We start from the raw sequence: 24002 nt of genomic DNA on the forward strand, positions 1-24002 counted from the left end.
AATAGGATCCCGCAATAATTAATATTCAACCTTCCACATATAGCGCCGTGTTGTTAATGGATGCTGGCGAGCATCAGCAAGCGCACGATTATAAGCAGGGTAAACATTATTAAATAATGAATGGTTAAAATAATCGATTACTGTTGCCTTAATGGTTGAAAGCCCCAGTTCTTTCGCATCGACAACTTCAATCCGTTGACCATATTTTTTCAAAAAGTTTAGCGCACGTTCATCGACAGCCCGAGTGCTGCCTTCAGATAGCTGGAAGAAAAAGGGTGTATTAGCATCTGTAATTTCGAAAGGACCATGGAAAAATTCCCCTGAATGGATACACGCGGAGTGGATCCATTGCATTTCCATGAAGATACAAATACTTTGCAAGTATGCTGCACCATATCCTGCACCACTTGCGACTGTGTATATGACCTTATCGTTTTTATATTCTTGAGCGAAAGTCTGAGCTCTTTTTTCAAGATGTTCTAACCCACGATAAACAATACGGCTAATTTTGCTCAAGCCATCTTGGAAATCGTCATAGTGCGGATACCCTTCGGTTTGATTAAGGATCTCAACAGCACTGATTAAACCTTTTAGCGTTTTTTCTTCTGCAATATCTTTACCATCACCAAAGCTATAAGTTTCAATAAAGTCACAATGCTTGACGAGGGGTGAATCTGTTACCCATGTTAAGCCAATAACAGGAACACCGCGACTTTGTGCGAGTTCAGCAGCTTGAATAGTTTCGGGTGTATTCCCCTTATGCGAAGCAACCACCACCACTGCATTTTCTCCCAATGCCTGTGGTGGGTTATTGATAAATTCGCCACTATTGTATAAACCAACCGTCACTTTAGTGGCTTCTTTTTCTATAAATGCTTTTGCTGGGTAGAATGCGGCGTAAGAGCCACCACAAGCCACATAATAAACATGCGTTAACCCACCCACATCAGATTTATTCTCAATAATAGTGCTAATTATTTCTTTAATACTCATCTCATACCCCTTCCATTTGTGTTTCGCAATGACATTCTCATGTCATAATGCATCTAAATGTATCTAAATGTATTCAATTAAAAATATAACATTAGAATACATTTGGTCAAATGCTGAATGCAAAAAAAATCGAGATCGTGATTAAGATCTCGATTAAGCGTAAAAATAAAGCAACGATGAGTGAGTTATTGAGGAAGAAAATAAAAATTAGACTGTAAATTTAAGCTTGTCGCCAACAATTAATTGGTGGGAAATACAAATGATTTTTCCTTTGCTATCAAGCATATCACTTTTTATCGAGATTAAAGGATAATGGTTTGCAATGCTTAAATAGTGGGCAATATCTAAATTTGCATAAACAAGTTCGATTGTTTTTTTTGAGTTTGTAAAGTGCAATTGATATTTATCCCGTAGGATATCGTAAAGTGACTGGTTATTAAGATCTTGATTTAATAAATCTGCAAATTTTGGCGCAAACCAGACTGTCTCTAAAGAGACGGCAATATCATCAGCATAACGGATCCGTTCTATCACAACCGCTTTTTCATTTTTCTTTATATTCAATTTATTGTGAGTTTCACTATCACAATTTTCAAAGACTGATTTGATTGTACGAGCCCCCGGAGTACGCCCTTGTGAGCGACATAATTCACTGAAACTAATCACCCCCGTAATATTGCGTTGAAATTTTTCACCTGAAACAAAAGTGCCCTTACCAGAGACTCTTGTCAGAATATTTTCTCGCGTTAGTGCATCCAACGCTTTTCGAACTGTCACTCGGCTGACTTTCCAGCTATCGCTTAACTCACTCTCAGTCGGAATTTTTTGCCCTTGCTTGTATTCCCCTCGCAAAATGGACTCTCTTAAAGCATCTTCAAGTTGCTTGTAAAGAGGTTTAGCACTTGAAGTATCCGGCATATTCACGATAAGTATCCTTTTGTATTATCATAAAACTCACTACAGATTATAATATACTCTAATTCACATGAGCGAACAGATAACTAAAAAATTTGGGTATCGTTTGCACAATGACTCCAACTTAAAAAGTCAATTATGATTTATTGCACAGTATAATCCAATCGATGTGAAAGCTTGACTTTTAAATAACAAATAACACCTAAAATGATAACATTTTTATTACCTTTTATTTGTAATAAAGTTGAGTGAAATTTAAAATGATAACTTAACGTTATTTAAATATTTTCTTTATAAAAACTTTTTATTATAAAATTTTTTGAAATAGATATTTCTAGCTATTCTAATTTTGCTAGTCTAATAAAAATAACAGTAATTAATCTAATTTATTTCTGTCTGAATCTTTTTTATACCCGCTATCCGGTTAATAATTAGCGTTAAATTATTAACCTCTTCGTATCATTCTTTAATTATTTTAACCGTTAAGATAAAAGTAAACAATAATTGCGTTTTTATAGTTTTTTAATCTTAATAATATTTGTTTTTTGACTACCTAAGATATTTATATGGCGAATATGGAAAAACAATCAACTCTTACCATGAGTTTATTGCATTCTTATTAAAATATTTTAAAATATCGAAAATCTCAAATATGATGACTCTTTTTACAGACAATTAATAAAGAGATAATGCATTTATTGCTGAGAATAAACTGTTTCTCAATTCGACGTTGTCATAAACATAGTATTGAAGAATCCAAACCTCGACTCGTTCCTCAAGGTATATTGTGTGTTAAATAGAATTCAACAACTCGTTTTAGTCGGTGCATTAAGTGTTGCCGTAACATCCGTTGCAAGTACAACAACATCTTCAAGTGCAAATGGAAATATGAATGTTTATCTGACTGTGCTGAAAGCGTGTACAGTATCGGTTAGTGACATGAATTTTGGTGAGCAATACAGTAATGCTGGCGATCAAACGACGGATGCTACCGCTTCTGTTGTTTGTACTCAAGGTACTGACTATAGACTAACCGCTGATGCGGCGCATGATTATGTGCTTAATGATGGTAATGGTAACAAAGTCGCCTATAAATTATACACAGACCAAGCTGGTCAAGTCCCAATGACAACAGGAACCACAGAGACAGGGACTGGCGCGCCTCAACAATTAAAGATTTATGGTAAAATCGCAGCAAGTTCATTACAACAAGCTCCAGCTGGAAAATATAAAGACACCGTTTCTATTCTGGTCGATTATTAAATTCCGCTATAAGAAAGGAGTCTCACGGGCTCCTTTTTTCAATATCTGACCCTTTTCCCAATATACAGTTAATTTATGCTTAATTTCGCCCATTTTTTTACCCGAATATCGATTTTTATTACCCTATGGCTGCCGCTTTCAAGCCATGCTGCGACATTACAAGTTTATCCCGTTAATATTGATTTCTCCGAAAATGAGAAAGCCAAAGCTGTTTATGTCTCGAATGCGGGGAAAAGTGCCATTAATGCTCAAATTAGGGTTTTTCTGTGGCAACAAGATTCAGGTGAAAATAAACTTATAGAGACAAGGGAGATTATTGTTAGCCCGCCGTTGACAGATATCCCGCCAGGGCAACAACAAATGATCCGTATTATTTTGCCTAATCAAAAAACAACAAATTCAGAGCTATCTTATCGGTTAATCATTGACGAATTACCTGGTAGCGATGAAGCCCAAAATGGGGGCGCGATTAATTTTTTACTGCGTTATTCATTGCCCATATTTATTAATACGCCATCCACACCGGTTGATAATGCAAAAATTCATGTCTGGATTGATAAATCAACAACACCGGCATTATTAAAAGTCAGCAACGAAAATAACCAACATATAAAACTAAGTGATGTTTCAATCACAAATCAAGGTAAAAAGGTTGTTGTTAGCAAAGGGTTGTTAGGCTATGTACTCGCGAATAACCAAATGGAATGGCCATTACCTGCTCATCTTTCGTCCGGACAAAACATAGAAGTGACGCTCAATGAGCATACTGAACCACAAACATTCTCTATTAGCGCTCGTTAGCCTTTTTATTTTTGGCCTATGCCCTGCTACTGCAAATACGGTTGAAACGCTTTACCTCGATGTTTCTATTAACAAGCGCGCTTTGCCTAATTTTGTGGAAGTTAGAAAAGAAGGTGATACCTTTTGGCTATCTGAATCTGAAATTAAAGCACTTTCATTAAATACGGATAATTTAGCTAAGCAAGATGGATGGGTACAATTAACGCCGCAACAAGGTATAAAGATTGATTACGACCCTCTTTCTCAATCTCTATCCATTATGGCGAGTGAACATTGGCTAGCAGGGGCACAAAAACCCAATATTCCTGGCCAAGGTTTTTTATTGACTGAAAACCAAATTGCCCCTGAAATTAAAGGTGGCGTCCTTAATTATGATCTATTTGCTAGCCATGATACATACAGTAAGAATATAAGCGCATTTACTGAATTACGGTTAATTGGCTACGGCTCCGGCCACCTAACAACCTCATTTAATAACCAATTATCACGAACACCTCAATCGACTGATAATAAATTCAATCGGTTAATGACCACATGGCAAACGAGTAATGTCGATACATTAAACACATTCATGTTGGGGGATGGGATTACTGGGGGCCAGTCATGGAGTAACCAAGTCCGTTTTGGTGGCGTCCATTTATCACATAATTATACCGTACAACCTAATTATAATATTACCTCAAAACCGATTTACAGTAATACAGCGGTATTACCCTCAACCGTTGATCTGTATATTGATGGTATAAGAAATAGTACACAACGTGTCGACCCAGGGCAATTTACACTCAATACAGCACCACACTTTTCAGGCGCGGGTAATGCTCAACTTATTATTACCGACATTAATGGCCAGCAACAAAAAATCGATGTCTCCCTTTATAATACAAATCAACTCATTTCGAAGGGGCTCTATACTTGGGATCTCAGCTTAGGCTGGTTGAGAGAAGATTATAACGAACGATCTTTTGGCTATAATTCTAAATTAATGCTTGTCGGCGATGGCCGATACGGTGTCACCGATAATTTGACACTAACAGGCCATAATGAAACCAATAGCGCATTACAAAATATTGGTGCGGGATACCATTGGCTAGTTGCCCCTTATTTAGGGGTAATACAAGGTAATATGGCTTGGAGCCAATACCAAAATCAATCCGGAACACAATGGGGCGCAGGTTGGCAGTGGAATAATAGCCAATTTAGCCTCTCCGTCAATCATCAGCAACGCGAAAATAATTATGCCGATGTAGCAACTCAGACGGGTAATTTAATGCCACGAAAATCAGATAATGCCTTCATGAGCTGGTCCTTTGAGACATTGGGAACCCTTGGCGGCGGCTGGATTTCCCGAGATTACCCTTCGACTCAAGTACAATATGCCAATCTATCTTGGTCAAAAACCTATACTAATTTTTTAACAGTATCCATTAATGGTGCAAGAGAGCTAGGGAGTCGGCAAAATAGCTCAATGTATTTAATGGTGAGTATTCCGCTATCCACCGAAAACTATGTCTCTCTTCAGACAAACTATGACAATAAGCGTGTGAACCAGCAAATTCAATATCGCCATAACTTACTGCCTGACAAGAGTGGCTGGGGTGGCGGAATAACACAACAGCTTGGCGAAAATAATAATCTTCATATTGATCTTATCAATCGAAGTGCATCAAATGAATGGCAAGTGGGTTATAACCGCGACCGTAATGATAATAACTATTATGTCAGTAGCAATGGTGCTATTGGTGTTCTCGATGAACATGTCTATTTTATGCGAAGATTAGGCAATGCATTTGCAATAGCAGATACTTCAGGCGTGCCTGATATCCCAATTTATTTACAAAATATTGAGGTAGGCAAAACAGACAAACAAGGGCGTTTACTGCTAAATGATTTATATGGATACGAACCGCAAAAAATAAGAATTAATGCTTTGTCATTATCTGCCGATTACCGTATTAAGGATACTGAAAAAATCATTGTGCCTCGTGAAGGAAATGGCACATTAGTCTCCTTTAATTTATACCGAGCAAATGCACTATTATTAAACGTGAAGCAAAACAGCGGCATTGAAATACCTTTTGCTGCATCGGTATCCATTCACCGTAATAACGCTTCAAATGATGATGTAGAAAAAACCCTCGTCGGGTATGGTAGTCAAATCTATTTAGAAAATTGGCAGACAGTGCAATCGATCGATGTCGTGTGGCCGAAAGGAAAATGTCAGATTTCTCTACCTCAAATGAATGATAGCGCTGAAGCATTTGTTGAAAAAGAGGTTATATGTTTCTAAAAAATAAAAATATACTCTTATGCGTACTAATTAGTCTACCCGCTGTTTCATTTGCGAGTGCTAATTGCTGGAATGGCTCAGGGACACAATTTAATTTTGGCACAGTGACACAAGGGCAAACATCTACAACAACAGGGAAAGTAGTTTTTACCTGCAACAATTATGATGGTGATACCCGTTTTATACGAGCATGCCTGCGCCTGCAAGATGAGGCACCACTTGCCATGCGGACAAATAGCACCCCAGCAAATACGCTCTATTTCAATGTTTATCCACTCAATAACCAGTCTATCCCTTTAAGCCGCTCTACCCCGCAATATGCCCAGCTAGACTATCGGTTGCCGAATGGTTCAACAGAAGAGGCCTATTTTAATTTGGCGGCTAAAATAGCCCCAAAACAGATGTCTCTCGCCGCGTGGACTTATTACAACTATGGCTTTATGACAGTCATAAAATACATGGTGGCTCAGCAAGAATCCCAATTGCTGTCATGTGAAGCGATGCCGGAAACAAACATACGAATAGTTCAATCTGCGGCAACCGCTGATGTCAAACAAGGGTGCCAAATAGATAATATTAGCGACATGAATTTTGGCTCGTTATCTCCGGTGAGTGGCCAAAAGTTATCAGCAAAAACAACAGCCAGAATATCGGCAACCTGCCCGACGGGCACCGCATTTTCCCTCGGATTAGGCCAAGGCTTACACTTTAAAGAAAACAGCCGCCAATTGTGTTCTGACACAAATTGTGTTAGCTACCAACTCTATCAAGATGCCGCTTATTCAACAGTTTGGGGAGATACTATTCACCACAATACTGTCGATAAAGTGTCTTCAGATGGACAAAGTCAACAAGTGGTTGTTTATGGGGCAATTCCCCCTCAAGAATGGCCGCCATCAGGCAAATATACAGATACGGTTGTCGTCACGCTATTTTATTAAGTTATATCATTTAATTAATCACATTTATCTACGGATGTATTAGTTGATTTCATTAAGTAATAATATCATCAGAAAATTGAATAAATTTCATTTACCAGTGAATTTTATTCCTCATGTCATGCATATATTAATGATATCTTGAATGACTTAATTGAATAGAGAGGAAAGATATTAACATGGCAACTTTCACCCCCCCATTTAAAGCGGATGTTGTTGGCAGCTACCTCCGCCCTGAATATTTGCATACAGCTCGCCGTGATTTTGCTAACGGTCATATATTAGCAGATGAATTTGAGTTGATTGAAAATAAAGCTATCATTGAATTAATCGAAAAACAAAAAGCGGCAGGACTTTCTGTGATTACTGACGGTGAATTCCGTCGCAGTTGGTGGCATTTAGATTTTATGTGGGGGCTAAATGGGGTTGAAAAATCAATTTTGTCAAAAGGATATACCTTTGATGGAATTGAAACTCGGCCTGAAACTGCGCGTCTAACCAGTAAAATCAGTGGTGAAAACCACCCTTTTATTGAACATTTTAAATTTTTACTGCCTTTTGCTGAAAATAACATTGTTCCTCGCCTAACGATCCCAGCGCCAGCCCAATTTTTTAAAGAACTGTATCGCCCTGAAAATAGAGAGAGTACACAGCAATTTTACCCAGAACAAGAAACATTAATGAGTGATATTGCTAAGGCATATCAGACGTTCATTATTGAATTATATCAAGCTGGTTGCCGTAATCTTCAACTTGATGATTGTACATGGGGCATGATGGTTGATTCGCGTTACCACAATTCTGGTATTGCAGAGAAAACCGCACATTCAAGCTGTGATTGCCATCCGAACCAAACGGTCATCAGCGACGATGTAAAAGCCTTAGCTGAAACCTTGCTCACATTGAATAACCAAGCTGTATTCAATGCACCAAGTGACCTTGTTTTGACAACCCATGTCTGCCGTGGAAATTACCGTTCAACATGGGCTGCAAGCGGGGGCTATGAACCCATTGCTGAAGTTCTTTTTGGGCGAGAAAATGTCTCCGCTTACTACCTAGAATTTGATACTGACCGCGCCGGCGATTTTTCACCTTTAGCACACGTAACTCAAGGGAAAAAAGTTGTTCTTGGGCTCATTTCATCAAAAACAGGGGAGCTAGAAAAGAAAGCAGAAGTTATCTCGCGTATTTATGAAGCAGCCAAATACCTTCCATTAGAGCAATTATGTTTAAGCACACAATGCGGCTTTGCATCTACAGAAGAAGGGAATGCATTATCAGAGCAACAGCAATGGGATAAAATAGCCTTAGTGAATGAGATTGCCAAAGAAGTATGGCCAGCTAATTAAGCGTAACGAGGTCATCCTAAATAGATGTGATTAAGGCAATAACCGGCTATTTATTGTTACACAAAGGATCAGTAAATAACGGTTATATGCCTTAAGGCATATATTAATATATTACCTTCTCATCAGAATAATCTTAATCTTTATTTTTTTAATCATCTTAATAATACTGAAATATCTATTTCCTATTCTCCAAGCTCACAAATTTTATTATTTCGACAGGGAATAAATTATTTATGCGCTTTCTAAAGTCACTTGCTTATAGTGCTATTTCAATTTCACTCACTTTTCCGCTATTCTCCGCCGCTGCGAATACCAGTGAGAAGCCTCAAACCGTTAAGAATGTGATTGTCATGATCCCAGATGGGATGAGTGTCACTGGTACAACACTTGCTCGATTATATAAAGGCGAATCCCTTGCCCTTGATCCTCTAGCAAGCGGTTTAATGACGACGTGGAATGGTGATGGGACTATTGCAGATTCCGCCCCCGCAGGCTCTGCCATTTCTTCAGGCTGGAAGTCCCAAAGTGGCAATATTGCAAGTACGGGTAAGAAATATGATTGGCCTGGTGTTAAAACACCAAGTCAAGGTGAAGAGCTTCGTCCAGTCGCTACATTGCTCGAAGCATCACGCCTTAGTGGCCGTTCCGTGGGGATAATTAGTACAAGTGAATTTATGCATGCAACCCCCGCTGACTTTAGTGCCCACGACCCTTCGCGCAAAAGCTATGACAATCTAACAGAACAAATTGTCTACAATAATCTGGATGTTATTTTAGGTGGTGGGGCTAAATATCTCAAACCTGAAAATCGTGCAGATAAAGAAGATATGGCGAAAATACTGTCATCTCGAGGGTACAACATTGTCAATACACCGAAGCAGCTAGATGCGTTTTCAGGTAAGAAACTTGTTGGCGTTTTCGGTAAAACTGATGAACACACCGCGCTTTCCTATGATTTAGATCGTGATGCAGCGCTTGAACCTTCACTGGCACAAATGACTCAGAAGGCCATTGATGTATTATCGCAAAACCCAGATGGATTCTTCCTCATGGTTGAAGGCTCTAAAGTTGACTGGGCTGCCCATGCCAATGATCCCGTTGGTATTATTAGTGATGTATTAGCTTTCGATGATGCTGTCGCTAAAGCGGTTGATTTTGCTAAAAAAGATGGAAATACCTTAATCGTCGCGATGACTGATCACGGTAACTCGGGTATTTCAATTGGTGACCGCTCTACCTCAGAGAACTATGATAAAACCCATTGGACCCGCTTCATTAACCCGCTGAAAAAGGCAAAAGTCACTGGCGAAGGTTTTGAAGCTATTCTCGAAAGTCAGTCAGCCAAACAAGATGCTGTAAAGATCCGCGCATTAGCAACACAATGGCTGGGCGTAGATGACTTAACGGATGAAGAAGTTAATAGCATCATGGGGGCTAAATCGGGTGCACTCAATTATGTTATCGGCCCTATTCTTGCTCAAAGAGCCAAAATTGGTTTCACGACAAATGGTCACACGGGTGAAGATGTGGTGCTGTATAGCTATGATCCACGCGGCCGTTTACTGGGTGGCTTAATGGATAACACTGAGGTCGCTCATTTCATGGCATCCGCACTTGATGTCAACTTGCAGCAGGCAACTGAGCAATTGTTCCTTGACGCAAATGCGGAGTTTAGTGCTAAAGGTGCGACCGTCAGTGAGGACTTATCTGATGCAGAAAACCCTGTTTTAGTGGTCACAAAAGGCGCCCAAACTCTACGGATCCCTCGTAACAAAAGCGTTGCTTGGTTAAATGATAACGAAGTTACCTCAGATGGCGTCAATGTCTATAATGGCTCACGCTGGTTTGTATCAAAATCACTGATTGACCAAATCAAATAACCTCATTTATTAGCAAGTAAAGCGCGCACCACTGGCGCTTTACTGACTTTTTTAGCCCCATAAAATCCGCCAAGATACGATAATTGCAGTTGGCAAACAGAGCTCAGTTAGTAAACAGAAATCGAAAAAATTATTGGTACTCCTTCGCACGCTGGATTTTTTTCCTCTGCGCATTTAACGCGAGCAACAACACCAGAAAAACAGTAAAATACCCGAGCACAATCCACCCCGTATTTTTTCTGCTTTCCAGATAAGGGTCCGCTGTCCATGCCAAGAAAGCCGTGACATCTCGAGCATATTGCTCCGCGGTTTCCGGTGCTTTTTTGCCTGTGGCATCAATAGGGTATTCAATGTCTCCATCATTTAACTGCTTCGGCATTAAGATCATGCCACCCGGAAAATAACGGTTAAACACCGTCGTCTCGGTTTCAGGGATCGCGTCAGAATACCCCGTTAAAAGCGCAAAGACATAATCTGAGCCTTGATCGGTGTAAGGCGTAAACATATCAAATAAAGATTGCGGAAAACCACGATCATAACCGCGAGCACGTGTAATATAGGTTAAGTCAACCGGTTCCTTTCCATTATTGAGATAAATGGCTTCTTGCGTATTGGCAAAAGGTGACGGAAAATGATCCGCAAGAGTGCCTGGCCGCTCAATAATCTCCCCCATGTCGTTGATGGCGGGAAAGACATTCTCCGCAGCAATAGATCTCGCTTTATCAATAGAAAGCTCAGGCCCGCCCACATCAGTTAACTGATGAAATCCAAGATAATTCAGGCTATGGCAGGCTTGGCATTTTTCTTGATAAACCTGCAATCCACGCCGAAGTTGCTCTTTGTCATATTGGCCAAATAACCCTGAATATGCCCAATTTTGCTGTTGTGGGGTTTCAGTTGGCGGCAACGGCTCATCCGCATAAACGGGTTTACAAAGTATTAATAATGAATAGAAAAACACGATGACTATTTGGTGATATTTTTTCATCATGATTAATCTTGAACCTCGATATATCGACGAGAAGGAAGAACAATAAAGAAATAAGCAAAATAAATAAGTGTAGAAGCTTGAGATAATGGCCTAACCCAGCCACTTTCCTGATTATTTTCGCTAAATACATTAATTAAATCGGGTCCTGTTAATGCTTTAGACCCCAACCAAGTTAGCAGCATCGCATTAGCAACCCAAAGCCAAAATGCGGTTTTGATAATGGGGTGGTAATGACGAAAACGTGATTTCGAATTATCTAACCAAGGTAGGAAATAAAAAACGAGCATGGCTGCGAACATCGCAACGAGACCAACAAGCTCATTAGGGAAGCAACGGAGAATGGAAAAAAACATCAGAAAATACCATTCTGGTGCGACAATTTCAGGTGTCACTGTTGGATCCGCTTTGATAAAATTATCGGCATGCATTAAATACTGAGGCGCAAAAAATAAAAACCAGACAAAAACCATGCAAAAGAGGGTCGTCTTTATCATGTCATCATTGGTTATTTGAAAATTAAATAATAATTTTTGCTGCTGTTTTTCTGTAAAAGGCTGTTTAATTGCCTTAGCAAAGGCTTGTTTTACTGTACGGATATGAATAATCGTAAATATAACAATAATAAAGGGGATGATGAAATGTAGGACAAAAAATCGCCCTATCATTGGTGTTCCAGCAGAAAACCCACCAACGACATACTCGTGTATTGTGCCACCAACAAACGGGATAGCTTTGCTAAATTCCGTCATAACGGTTGCGGCCCAATAACTCTTTTGCCCCCAAATCAGGCTATAACCAAGAAATGCCGTCACCATCAATAAAACATACAGTGTTACGCTCACCATCCACATTTTTATATAGGGGCGGCGATAAACACTGTAGTACATGCCTCGAAACATATGGATATAGCAGGCTGCAAAAAACAGTGATGCGCCTATTGTGTGCATATTTCGAACTAATTCACCTTGGTTCACATTCCTGACAATATGAATAATAGAGTCAAAAGCAAGTTCTGCTGTAGGAACATAAAACATGGCTAAAATGACGCCTGAAATAATTTGTACCAGCAACATTAAAAGTAAAATAGTTCCGATACCAAAAAACCAGAGGCCTCGAGTGGTTTTAGGCAATGGTATTGCTTTAAAAATCGTAAAAATAGAATTTTTAGCTTTTTTTTCCGCTATTTTTGAATGGTTTTGTCGCGACATTTAAGCGTCCTTTACACCAATACGTAATGTTAAACCATCATTCAAAAAGATGTAATCTGGCACCATTAAATTGGTTGTCGACGGACCTTTAACCACGCGACCAGAATTGTCGAACTCAGAGCCATGACAAGGGCAAACCCAGCCTATATCAGGGTGTTTAACTTCTCTTGGAATACAGCCTGCATGGGGGCAATTTCCAAAGACAACAAGCCAACGTTCATGGCCTACCTTCACTCGCTGTGAATCAGGTTCAGGATCTAACAGCTTTGCCGTGTTGTCTGCTTGGGCTGCGATGATTTCATCTTCTGTACGATATCGAACGATAACAAGCTTATCTCGCCAGATTTTTTTTAAAACTTGCCCTGGTTGCATATTTTCGAGATTAATGTCCATCGGTCCACTGCTGACTAAATTCCGTTTATCTGGGCCAAATGTCATGATTAATGGCCACGCCGCAATAGCAATCCCTGCGGTACCTATAATCTGTGTGAGTCGCAGTATACTTTTCCGACGAGTGAGTTGATCTACTTGTGTTTTGTTTTCATTCATTCTTGGGGCCCTGTAATAATATTTTAACAATCTGAAACAATTAAAATACATAAGAACAAGCTATAAATAAAAAAGTAAAAAGGCAGAGTAAAATATTATTTATTATTAAATTTAAATCATGATCCTTCCGTTAGAATAAAAACACCAATAGTAAATATTAATTAACATAATGATAACGATTTTATGTATTTAATTTTTATTTGATTTTTTATAATGTTTTTATTTAATTATAACTCATTGATATTAAATTATTATTTTTTAAAAAGTATTAATTCAATAAAGTATGCTATCACAAATGGAAATTATTATCATTTGAATTGTTCAGTTTTTATGATATTAAATACACCCGAATAAAACATAAAAAAAATATCTCTGTATATTCCGGGATGTATTTTTACTATCAATGCTGATTTTTTCTTAATAGGTATTTACATGAAAAAGGTACTCCGATTCGCCCTTCCTATCATTGCTGGCGCACAGTTATTTGCATCGGCCGCGTTAGCAGAAAAAAGCCATTATCCCTTAACCATTGACAGCTGTGGACACGCTTTAACTTTCGATAAAGCACCAGAGCGAGTTGTGGGTATAGGACAAGGGACAATAGAAATTCTTTATTCTTTGGGATTAGCGGACAAAGTGGTGGGGACATCCCTATGGGTTGAACCGGTTCTAGCTGAATTCAAAGAGGTTAATGACAAAATTGATGTTTTAGCGGACAACGACGTCAGCTTTGAAAGTATCATTGCCAAAAAACCGGATTTAATTACTAACCAATTCCAATGGCAAATTGGCGATGTGGGGGTAGTTGCAACGGTTGAACAATTTTCAGAGCTAAATATTCCCGTGTATACTTCGCCTGCTGACTGTGTGGGTAAAGACAACAGTGAAGGCGGTGATGGTGTTCGAAAAGATGCATTTAACATGGAATTGATATACAAAGAGATTTCAGATCTGGCTAACATTTTTGATGTACAAGATCGTGGTGAAAAATTAATTACAGATTTGAAAAATAGAGAATTAGCGGCGAAGAAAAAAGTTCAAAACTTACCCGCAAATACCTCCGCACTATTCTGGTTCTCAAGTGCAGATGCCGAGTCTGACCCATATGTTGCGGGGGCAAAAGGTGCACCAGGATTTATCATGTCAAGTCTTGGAGTTAAGAACATTGTCACCACTGAAGAAGAATGGCCAACGGTTAGCTGGGAAAATATTGTCCGTGAAAACCCAACCGTTATCGTTGTTGGTGATATGAATCGACGTCGTTTTCCTCTCGATGATGTCAACGTTAAGTTAGCATACTTAAAAAATGATCCTGTTTTAAAATTAATGCCTGCAGTTGAAAACCAACGAATTATTGTGATTGGTGCACAATCTATGAATCCGACATTGAGAACAATGGAAGGATTAGAAAAAGTGGCAGATGCATTGTCTAAAATGAATCTTCAATAAAAAATGGCATTAAATATCTTAAACCGCATAGGACTGGTGCTGCTTGCAGCGCTGGTTCTTTGTCTTACTATATTAGCTGGGACAGCGATTGGGGAAATTTTTATTCCTTTTGACGTTGTGCTAAAAGTGATTGCCAACAAAATGTGGAGTGCGGGTTATCCACTCGATAGGATCGAAGAGGGCATTGTTTGGAATTATCGGTTAAGCCGAACGGTTATTGCTGCGTTATGTGGGATGGGACTAGCCTTATCAGGCACAATCCTGCAAGCACTTTTGCGTAATTTACTGGCTGACCCTTATCTATTAGGCATATCTGCGGGGGCATCTACAGGGGCTGTTGCCATTGTGGTATTAGGTGTGGGGGCGGGTACCCTTTCTGTTTCATTTGGTGCCTTTGTCGGTGCTATTGTCGCCTTCGTGCTTGTCTCTTTACTGGCATTTCGAGCGGGAAAGGGAAATGGGGGCGTTATTCTTGCTGGGATAGCAGGCTCGCAGCTTTTTAACGCATTGACCTCTTTTATCATTACACACTCGGCCAGCGCTGAACAAACCCGTGGGATTATGTTCTGGCTATTAGGCAGTTTGTCAGGCGTTAGATGGCCTGATGTGTCGCTCGCTTTTCCAATTACGCTGATTGGGCTGCTTGTTTTTCTTTGGTATGCCAGGTCACTTGATGCATTTACATTTGGTGGTGAATCCGCGGCATCCCTTGGGATACCCGTAAAACGAACGTATGCTATTTTAATTATTTGTGCCACGTTGATTACGGCAACAATGGTCAGTATCGTGGGTGCAATTGGTTTTGTTGGGCTAGTCATCCCTCATGCAACCCGTTCTATTGTAGGCTTAAAACACCATCGTCTCTTGCCTGCAGTGGCAATCACGGGAGCCATTTTTTTAGTGGCGGCTGATATTGTTTCGCGAACAATCATTATTGGGCAAGTGTTACCTATTGGTGTGATTACGGCGTTAGTTGGCGCACCCATATTTGCATTAATATTAAGTCGGAGAGCACGTTAGATCATGGCTATCTTAGCGGAAGATCTATATTGGAAAAGTGGTAATAAAGAGATTATCAATGGTATTTCATTACATATTAAGCCAAATGAATTTGTGGGGATAGTGGGACCGAATGGTTCAGGGAAAAGCTCTTTAGTCTCCTTACTTTCTGGGATTAGAAAACCAACTCGAGGGCAAGTCACTTTATTTGGTCATGCCTTAAGTACATTGAAACCGAGAATGATCGCTCAACAGGTTGCTTTTGTACGCCAACATATTGATACTGAAGATCACATCACCGCTAAGCAATCTGTTGAACTTGGGAGAACCCCCTATTTGAGTCTTCTATCTCCTTGGTCAAAAAAAGATGATGAGATCGTCAATCATGCTTTAGACATTGTTGATATGCAAGCAAAGGGAAATCAGTTGTGGCCAACATTATCAGGCGGTGAGCGGCAGCGATTACACATCGCGAGAGGGCTAGTCCAAAAGCCTCAATTAATCATTCTGGATGAACCGACCAATAATTTAGATGTGCATCATCAACTGAATTTACTCAGTCTTGTTAAAAAACTGCAACTGACGACTGTGGCTGTTTTGCATGATTTAAATCATGCCGCCATGTACTGTGACCGCTTACTGGTGATTGATCGGGGATGTATCGTTAAAGAAGGTATTCCAAACGAAGTCTTAACAAAAGAATCGATCAAACAGATATTTAAAGTCGAAGTTGAATGCTATCAAGATCCAGCAGGATTGCCATTTATTCGTTTTATTCAATCATGTTAACTTTATAAGGTAATACTATGCGTCAGTCATTAATAGCTATTTTAAGCTTTTTCGTGTTAGTTGCTTCGTCTTATGCCGAAGTCCATGAGGTTAAAATGCTTAATCGCGGACAAAGTGGGCCGATGGTTTTTGAACCAGACTACATTGAAATCAAACCGGGTGACTCCATTAAGTTTATTGCGACACATAAAAGCCATAATGCCGCATCTATTCCTGAATTAAGGCCAGAAGGCAGCGCATTATTTAAAGGAAAAATCAATGAAGAGCTTGAAGTGCCATTTGATATCCCTGGTTTTTATGGTATCCAATGTACACCCCATTTTTCAATGGGAATGGTCATGGTGGTTAAAGTCGGTGAAGCAAACCTTCCGGATAATTTCAGAACATATAAAGCCCCAGGTAAATCAGATAAACGACTCAAAGACATCATTCACAATAACAAACTATAATATTGCTATTCAACCGTAAATTATGACAATAAAATCAGTACAAAAGCAAGAAGTTACCTTCAAGCGTTACTTGTTGCTAGTCGTGCCATTGACGCTATCAACAATCACAGTCCCCTTACTGGGTGCTGTCGATACAGCTTTAGTGGGGCATTTGCCAAACCCGAGCTTTATTGCTGGCGTTACGATTAGTACAGTTATTTTTAATACATTGTACTGGTTACTTGGTTTTTTACGGATTAGTACAACCAGCTTTGCTGCCCAAGCCTTAGACAATCAAGCTCAGCTAAGCAGCGCCTTTGTGCGACCACTCTTTATTGCGCTCATATTGGGGGGGCTATTTATTTTATTTCGCTCGATGATATTTGAATCATTTATTCAAATATCATCCCCTTCCCCTGAAGTCTATCTCTACGCCAAACAGTACTATGAAATTCTCATTTTTGGCGCACCATTTACCTTGATAAACTATGTTATTATCGGTTTTTTGATGGGTAAATCTCATGTGAAATTGGTATTGTATTTACAACTTTTCATTAACTTAGCGAATATTTGTTTATCGGTCATCTTAGTTTGGTATTTTCATTTAAATGTCAAAGGTGTTGCAATTGCAACGTTACTCGCACAAATCGGGACGACGGTTATTGGACTCATACTGATTAATAGAATGAGGGTGATAAAATTAACCTTAGATGAACTGAAATCCTATTTATCGCCATCATCTTTACGTGAAATAATTTTGATTAATGGTGACTTACTTATACGAACAATCTGTTTATTGATTGTCACCAACCTCTTTATTTCCTACAGCAGTGACTTGGGTGTCGAAGTTTTAGCCGCAAATAGTATTCTTTTCCAAGTTCAATATTTAATGGCTTATGTGTATGATGGCTTCGCTAATGCTATTAGCATATTAAGTGGTCAGTCTAAAGGACTAAAAAATAGCAAGTTATATAATAAAGTCGCAGGGTACGCTGTCATTTCTGGTATTGGTGTATCTCTCGTTTTAACACTAATTTGGTTAGGCTTTGATTCATATATTTTACGAGTCTTTACGAATCAGGATAGCATTTTAACCTTAGCGTTAACATACAGCAACTGGCTCGCATTTTTTCCAATATCGATTGCCATGGGATTGATGATATACGGCTTATTTTGTGGTATTAATTACGTCTCATCGATTCGTAACTCAATGATAATTAGTGTTATTATATGGTTGTTATCCTCTAGTATTCTTATTCCTCATTATGGCAATAATGGTTTATGGCTGTCATTTATTCTATTTTGTTTGGCCAGGTCATTACTGATTTTATGGTTGCCAATATCCTATAAATTAATTGGAGTCAAATAAAGATGGTAATATGTGCGCTAGATGCAGTTGATATTTTTTCTTTGCTAGAAAGAGATAATGAGGAAGTCACCTAGATCACATTGAAATAAACAGACCTGTTACATAATATCAGAAATAACAGTTATACCATCAAAACTTAAATTTAGTGTAGATTATATCACCAATAACTCTCCCGTGGTCCCTCCTATTATAAAAAGAATATAGCGGTGTGAGTATTGTGCGATCTTAGGTAGTACTGCTATATAAAATAGTATGTTCAGCTTATTGTTTCGTCTTAATTAAGTAATTTTATATTTGACCCTATATTTCAGACACTTTTTATCACTTATTTCATTATGAGTTCGATGCCGCAGATACTCTCACGGAGAACGATAATCCAGTGCACTGTGAGGATGCCATTCATTATAATGCTCGAAGGCTACATCAAGATTCTTTATTGCCGTTAATCCGTTAGGTTTTGACATGAGGCTTATGCAGCCACGCGTCATGATTTTTACAAAGCTTTCTGCAATACCGTTACTTTAGAGGCTACGTACCGCCTTATATCTAGGGGATAAACTAACTTGTTTAGCGAACCACAGAGTTTCATGGGCTCGATATGCTGAACCATTATCGGTCAACCACTCTATTGATTTTGTTGGTAACCCGTTACCGAATCGATACTCCACAACGCCTAACATTACATCTTACACGGTTTCGATGTTAAAGCCTCCCATGCTAGCTGCCCAATGAAGGGCTTCTCGATCACAGCAGTCTAAAGCGAACGTGACGCGCAGTTTTACATCTTTATCACATCGGAGCTCAAAACCATCTGAACACCAACGTTGGTTGCTTTCATTCACCACCACTTTTCCTGTATAAGCTCGTTTTGAAACTGGGATTTCGAGTTTACATTCCAACAATAATGCTGATTGCTTCGTGATACAGTAAACACGTTTGGCATTAATAATCGCGATATTTTCATTCTCAGATTGCCGACGTAACATCGCCAAGATGCGGCGATAGCCATACGTAGGCAGCTTATCAATCACGTTGTGTATACAAGCAAGCGCATCGCTATCATCTTGAGGGCGTCGTCCTCGTTTATCTTTCCAATCACTTTTTCGTTTTGCTAGAATGTACAACTGTGCTCGTGACACACATAAGGTTCGGCTCACTAAGCTTATTTTCCATCCTTGGGTAATAAGGCCGTGTGCGCTATCCATTGTTTTCTCATCCATACTCGGCTGCTTCTTTAAGAAGTTCATTTTCCATTTTTTTTTGCTGAGATTAGCTCAGAGGCAGGAACAACTTGTTTACCTGCTGTTACCGCGGTCTGGCTTCCTTCTTGATACTGTTTACGCCAAAGGAAAAGCTGGCTTGCCGCGACACCATGTTATCGAGCAACCATGGAAACACCCATGCCTGACTCAAAGCTTTGCTGAACAATGGCCATTTTTTCTTGTGGGGAACATCGTTTTCTGCGTTCATGACCTAATATCTTGGTCATGTTAACCCCAAGAACTAGTCTAAAAACTAGTATTAAGATTATCACTAATTTAAGTGATACCAACTGCCTGGAGATCTAAGGGGCCAGTCTAATCCCCCTCCGTAACTTGTTGTATTATATATCTATGTTTCGGAGTGGTAGACCATATTTTTGTTCTAAATTAAAATATAATAAAAATCACAACACTATTTTTGATAGGAATCTTCATACTAGAGGAAATGATACAGGTTTCAAGGCATAAATAAATTACAACACTGTGGTATAATTTAATCATAATTCTATATTGATTATCATAATATCTAGAACAAAGTTCATAAATAAAAAATCAAAAAAAGAATTTTATTATTTAAAATTATGTATTAGTATTTTAGATAATAATTGATATTTTAAAATTATTTTTCGTGCATGAAACAATTCAATTGTAATTTTTAATTAGTCTATTTTAGCTAAATTTATAGGTTGGTAGCATGATGAAACTTGACAAAATTGATATACAAATTCTTAAACTTTTACAAGAAGATGGCCGTTTGAATAATGCAGAAATCGCTAAGCGAGTTTTTTTATCTCCTCCCGCATGTTGGAAAAGATTAAAAACTTTAGAGCAAAGTGCTATTAAACATTACCAAGCAGTAATTGAACCTAAAAGTATTGGATATAACTTTTATGCATTTATGAATATTACATTAGATTTACATTCAGAAGAGTCAATGAAACGTTTTGAAAAAGAAATTTTAAAAGTAGATAATGTTATTATTTGCCATAATATTTCTGGTAGATATGACTACCTATTACAATTAGTAGTCAAAGATATGGATGATTTTCATCATATATCAATGGAGAAGATTCGTTCCATTGGAAATATAAAAGAAATGAACACAAGCTTTGGTATCAGAGAAATTAAATCATTTAAAGGTTTACCAATATAATTTCTCCACTTTGCAGACAACCTAATGATAATAGGTTGTCTGCAATTTTTATTTTATTACTGAAATTTAAAAATCCTTATTTCATTCAAAAAATTTCAAAAATGGAGATATACAAAGAAGTAAGCCAAAAAAAGCAATGTATATTGAAGAGTATTTTTTATACTTCTGTAATGAATCGACTTTATAGACTAAATAAACTGGTATTAAACATGCTACAATCCCATACAGTGGACCCGCAAGTTGGAATACCAATAGAACTGGGAATTTTGTAGATACCCATATTGACAATGATAAGATAACAAAAATACCAATGAGAATATCTAATAATTTATTGCTTATTTTATTATTTGGTATAAATCGAGATATTATATTTACAATGATTCCTTTTATTGATTCGTGTATACCTAAATATATACCTAAAAATGCAGTAATTAATGAAAAAATATTTAGTAATGTAGCCATTACTTTGACTGTAGCTCCTGGTATTACTTGTGCTGCTATTGCTAGTGCCGAAATATTTTGCTCAAATGCAGATACTGCCTGTTCATAGCTTATTGAAAATGTGAATGAAAATGCATAAAAAAGAACACCAATCGCTAGCACAAAATATGCAATTCTATTAGTTCTTATCGCACGGTAAATTGCGATTTCTTTATTATTTTCTACTTTCCTATAAGCTATATTCATTGGATTTAAAATTTGGACAAATAAAATTGAATATAGTGTGAAAGGTAAAGTTAAAAAAATATCTCGTGTAAATGATAATAAATCAGGCATGGCTTTTATATTATCAAAATTCCAATGTGGTATCATGAAAAAACCCAGAATTAAAATTATTCCAAATTTCATAATAACCATTGGCCCTGAGATTTTAAATAATATTTTTTCTCCTTGAGAGGCAATAAACACTAATAATGATAATATTATTAATGGGAACCAAAATGAATCTGATAATGTTTTGTTAGTTAATCCAAATGTTTTTAAATACGATGCTCCATCATACGTTATTGCTAATGAATAACCGAGTATTCCTGTTAATAACATTAGAAAATATATAATACCTAAAGCAACCCCCCAATTTCTTCCTAAATATTGAGTTATGATTCCAGTATAATTATCACACTCCTTTGTTTCTGATAATGTCCTTAGATAAAGGTTTTGTAAGAGATATATTGCAGGATACGAGAGTAATATAGAAAATAAAAATACCCATACTCCTTTAAGGCCAATCTGTATTGGCATTAGAACTATACCAGAACCAATTGCCATTCCAATACATAGAATAACCCAACCAAGGTCGTATGAAGTAAATGGTATTTTAGATTTATGATTACCTTTCATAATTTTTACTCACTTTAATATAGTGATAACAATGAGGTTTTAATTCTATTTAACCCCTCAATTAATATTTCCCTAGGACATGCTAAGTTTAATCTTATAAATCCATCTCCATTCCCCACAAACATATTACCACCTTCCAGTAAAACACCAGATTTATTAGCGAAAAATAACGATAATTTATCTTTATTGAAATAGCTTGGTAAGTATTCATTTATATCTATCCAAGCTAAATAAGTTGAGTCTGGAATTATAAAATTACATTTTGGGAAATTTTCCGTAAAAAATTCATGAGTTAATTTAAAATTATCATCTAAGTATTCTTTTAATTGCTCTAGCCAATCATCACAATCTTTATATGCTGACTTTGTTGCTATAATACTCAGTGGGGATATAAAATCATCATATAGTTTTAACCACTCATGTCTTACTTTTTCACTTTTGATCAATAAGTTAGACATTAGATTTCCAGCTAAATTAAAAGTTTTACTTGGCGCCATACAAGTTATTATTTTATCCTCATTAGGGAATAATTTAGCTAAAGGAATATGCTTTTTCCCTTTTCTTAGTAAATCACAATGTATTTCATCAGAAATAATCCATACATTATTATCAAAACATATTTTTCCTATACTGATTAACTCCTCTTCAGTCCAAATATGCCCTGTAGGATTTTGTGGATTTGACAGAATGAATAACCTTATATTTAGATCAGCATTTGTTATTTTTTTTTCAAAATCCACAAAATCAATTTCATATTTTCCATTTACGTGTTTAAGGTTAGAATAAATTACCTCTCTTGAATTATAGTCACCAGCATTTTTAAATGGTGCATATGATGGGGTATGTATTAAAATTTTCTCATTACTATCTATGATTAAAGGAATTATTCTATTTAATGCAGGGATAATCCCAGGTGATATAACTATTTCATTTCTATCTATCTCCCATTGATATTTTCTTTTACACCAACTTTCAAATATTTGATAATATTCATCATTATAGATCTTAGTGTACCCTAGTATTTTTCGATCTAATCTTTCTTTTAATGAATTCAATATTTCTGGAGGAGTTGAAAAATCCATATCAGCAACCCACATACGAATAAATTCATCATCATCAAAATTATATTTCGCGTTTTTATCGTCTTTAAATATGTACTGCCTCCAGCCATCATAATTTAGAGAATCTGTATCTTTCCTATCAATAATCTCATCAAAATTATATTTCATAACAACCTCTTTTATTAAATTTGATTTTTATCTTTTATTGAAACCTAGCTTTTTCATACTATCAATATCAGTAAGAAATTATCTATCTTTAATGATGTTAACTCCAATATCACAGAAAATTTAATTAACCTTATGTGTTTTTTTATTTAATAATATTCGATATTTTTATTATTTTAGAGTACATCACAAGCTATAAAAACAATAGGATTGACTAGTTATGAACAAATGATATTTTTAAAAGTTTAGTTTTCAATTTACTCTGTTCTATTCATCGGTGTTAATATTCAGTTAATTTAATGTGAAAATTTATATTTTTAAATAGAAGATAATTATTACTAGAATATTTTGAATTTCATCTATTCTAAATTTTATTAATTGTATTTCTATGGAGTTTTATTTTGATTCAGTAAAATACATCTTAATATTTTAATAGATAAAAGCCACACAAATAACAAGGCATGTATTAACTTTATATACCCAATAAAGTTAATATTGAAAAAATCATTTAGCCTATTTTATCATCACAAGAAAATTTAATTAAAAAACATCAACAATAATATTTTTAAATTTATATTAAATTATTTTAATACAGTAAGGTGCCTAACCGTGCTCCGTGGGTTTACATAGAACGCTGTTAACAATGTCCGCATTTCGCTGTGAGCTCAATTAATCGATGCAACGCTATCCTTAAATAAGGAGGGCATTGTTATGAAGCCAAGAAAACGTATTTACTATACACCTGAACAAAAAGCGATTATTTGGGGCAGATATAAGCAAGGTGATTCTTTACATAAGATCGCAAGAAT

19 protein-coding genes and 1 pseudogene are annotated in these 24002 nt (G+C 37.1%); 12 read left to right on the forward strand and 8 right to left on the reverse strand.

The window, feature by feature from the left end:
- Positions 1 to 18: 18 nt before the first annotated feature.
- Together fraB and P3L37_RS12630 are read right to left on the reverse strand one after the other, a co-directional pair.
- On the reverse strand, positions 19 to 993 hold the full coding sequence (gene fraB / locus P3L37_RS12625; protein WP_272573749.1) for a 6-phosphofructose-aspartate deglycase: 975 nt from the start codon (positions 991 to 993) through the stop codon (positions 19 to 21).
- Positions 994 to 1200: 207 nt separating this feature from the next.
- Positions 1201 to 1911, reverse strand: a complete 711-nt coding sequence (locus P3L37_RS12630) for a GntR family transcriptional regulator (protein ID WP_410479549.1) — start codon at positions 1909 to 1911, stop codon at positions 1201 to 1203.
- Positions 1912 to 2697: 786 nt separating this feature from the next.
- On the opposite strand from P3L37_RS12630, the gene P3L37_RS12635 reads away from it, so the two are divergent.
- From P3L37_RS12635 to P3L37_RS12660, 6 genes are all read left to right on the forward strand, one after another.
- Positions 2698 to 3171 carry a spore coat U domain-containing protein gene (locus P3L37_RS12635; RefSeq protein WP_272573750.1) on the forward strand — a complete coding sequence of 158 codons (474 nt, stop codon included), beginning with the start codon at positions 2698 to 2700 and terminating at the stop codon, positions 3169 to 3171.
- Positions 3172 to 3246: 75 nt separating this feature from the next.
- Positions 3247 to 3972 carry a molecular chaperone gene (locus P3L37_RS12640; protein ID WP_272573751.1) on the forward strand — a complete coding sequence of 242 codons (726 nt, stop codon included), beginning with the start codon at positions 3247 to 3249 and terminating at the stop codon, positions 3970 to 3972.
- A complete protein-coding gene (locus P3L37_RS12645; RefSeq protein ID WP_272573752.1) occupies positions 3929 to 6262 on the forward strand; it encodes a fimbria/pilus outer membrane usher protein in 2334 nt (777 codons plus the stop codon). The genes P3L37_RS12640 and P3L37_RS12645 overlap by 44 nt, the downstream gene beginning before the upstream one ends.
- Positions 6253 to 7203, forward strand: coding sequence for a spore coat U domain-containing protein (locus P3L37_RS12650; RefSeq protein WP_272573754.1), 951 nt, complete (start codon positions 6253 to 6255; stop codon positions 7201 to 7203). Before P3L37_RS12645 ends, P3L37_RS12650 begins: the two co-directional genes overlap by 10 nt.
- 176 nt (positions 7204 to 7379) lie before the next feature.
- The gene (locus P3L37_RS12655) at positions 7380 to 8549 is read left to right on the forward strand and encodes a 5-methyltetrahydropteroyltriglutamate--homocysteine S-methyltransferase (protein ID WP_272573755.1); all 1170 of its coding nucleotides are present in this window, start codon (positions 7380 to 7382) and stop codon (positions 8547 to 8549) included.
- A gap of 233 nt (positions 8550 to 8782) precedes the next feature.
- Positions 8783 to 10429, forward strand: coding sequence for an alkaline phosphatase (locus tag P3L37_RS12660; RefSeq protein ID WP_272573756.1), 1647 nt, complete (start codon positions 8783 to 8785; stop codon positions 10427 to 10429).
- Between the two features lie 130 nt (positions 10430 to 10559).
- On the opposite strand, the gene P3L37_RS12665 is transcribed toward P3L37_RS12660, so the two are convergent.
- Genes P3L37_RS12665 through petA form a run of 3 tightly spaced genes read right to left on the reverse strand, consistent with a single transcriptional unit; the run spans position 10560 to position 13177 of the window.
- On the reverse strand, positions 10560 to 11420 hold the full coding sequence (locus tag P3L37_RS12665; protein WP_272573757.1) for a cytochrome c1: 861 nt from the start codon (positions 11418 to 11420) through the stop codon (positions 10560 to 10562).
- 2 nt (positions 11421 to 11422) lie between these two features.
- Positions 11423 to 12628, reverse strand: a complete 1206-nt coding sequence (locus tag P3L37_RS12670) for a cytochrome b (RefSeq protein WP_272573759.1) — start codon at positions 12626 to 12628, stop codon at positions 11423 to 11425.
- Complete coding sequence (petA, locus tag P3L37_RS12675) at positions 12629 to 13177, reverse strand: ubiquinol-cytochrome c reductase iron-sulfur subunit (protein ID WP_272573760.1); 549 nt, start codon at positions 13175 to 13177, stop codon at positions 12629 to 12631.
- 432 nt (positions 13178 to 13609) lie between these two features.
- On the opposite strand from petA, the gene P3L37_RS12680 reads away from it, so the two are divergent.
- The 5 genes from P3L37_RS12680 to P3L37_RS12700 are packed head-to-tail and all read left to right on the forward strand — an operon-like array spanning position 13610 to position 18211.
- Positions 13610 to 14626, forward strand: a complete 1017-nt coding sequence (locus P3L37_RS12680) for an ABC transporter substrate-binding protein (protein ID WP_272573761.1) — start codon at positions 13610 to 13612, stop codon at positions 14624 to 14626.
- Positions 14627 to 14629: 3 nt separating this feature from the next.
- Entirely contained in the window at positions 14630 to 15646 is a 1017-nt protein-coding gene (locus tag P3L37_RS12685; RefSeq protein WP_272573762.1) for a FecCD family ABC transporter permease, read from the forward strand.
- A gap of 3 nt (positions 15647 to 15649) precedes the next feature.
- Positions 15650 to 16414, forward strand: a complete 765-nt coding sequence (locus P3L37_RS12690) for an ABC transporter ATP-binding protein (protein WP_272573763.1) — start codon at positions 15650 to 15652, stop codon at positions 16412 to 16414.
- Between the two features lie 17 nt (positions 16415 to 16431).
- Positions 16432 to 16863: a pseudoazurin gene (locus tag P3L37_RS12695; protein WP_272573764.1), complete on the forward strand. Its 432-nt coding sequence runs from the start codon at positions 16432 to 16434 to the stop codon at positions 16861 to 16863.
- Between the two features lie 22 nt (positions 16864 to 16885).
- A complete protein-coding gene (locus P3L37_RS12700) occupies positions 16886 to 18211 on the forward strand; it encodes an MATE family efflux transporter (protein ID WP_272573765.1) in 1326 nt (441 codons plus the stop codon).
- A 359-nt stretch (positions 18212 to 18570) separates the two neighbouring features.
- Here P3L37_RS12700 and P3L37_RS12705 read toward each other — a convergent pair.
- Positions 18571 to 19700: pseudogene (locus P3L37_RS12705) on the reverse strand (IS3 family transposase).
- Positions 19701 to 20167: 467 nt separating this feature from the next.
- Between P3L37_RS12705 and P3L37_RS12710 the strand changes: the two are divergent.
- Positions 20168 to 20626 carry an Lrp/AsnC family transcriptional regulator gene (locus tag P3L37_RS12710; protein WP_272573766.1) on the forward strand — a complete coding sequence of 153 codons (459 nt, stop codon included), beginning with the start codon at positions 20168 to 20170 and terminating at the stop codon, positions 20624 to 20626.
- An 81-nt stretch (positions 20627 to 20707) separates the two neighbouring features.
- Here P3L37_RS12710 and P3L37_RS12715 read toward each other — a convergent pair whose 3' ends face one another.
- Both P3L37_RS12715 and P3L37_RS12720 read right to left on the reverse strand, forming a co-directional pair.
- Entirely contained in the window at positions 20708 to 21967 is a 1260-nt protein-coding gene (locus P3L37_RS12715) for an amino acid permease (protein ID WP_272573767.1), read from the reverse strand.
- A gap of 14 nt (positions 21968 to 21981) precedes the next feature.
- Positions 21982 to 23196 carry a MalY/PatB family protein gene (locus P3L37_RS12720; protein WP_272573768.1) on the reverse strand — a complete coding sequence of 405 codons (1215 nt, stop codon included), beginning with the start codon at positions 23194 to 23196 and terminating at the stop codon, positions 21982 to 21984.
- Positions 23197 to 24002: the final 806 nt, after the last annotated feature.

Source organism: Providencia sp. PROV114, from assembly GCF_032704305.1.
Lineage (GTDB): Bacteria > Pseudomonadota > Gammaproteobacteria > Enterobacterales > Enterobacteriaceae > Providencia > Providencia rettgeri.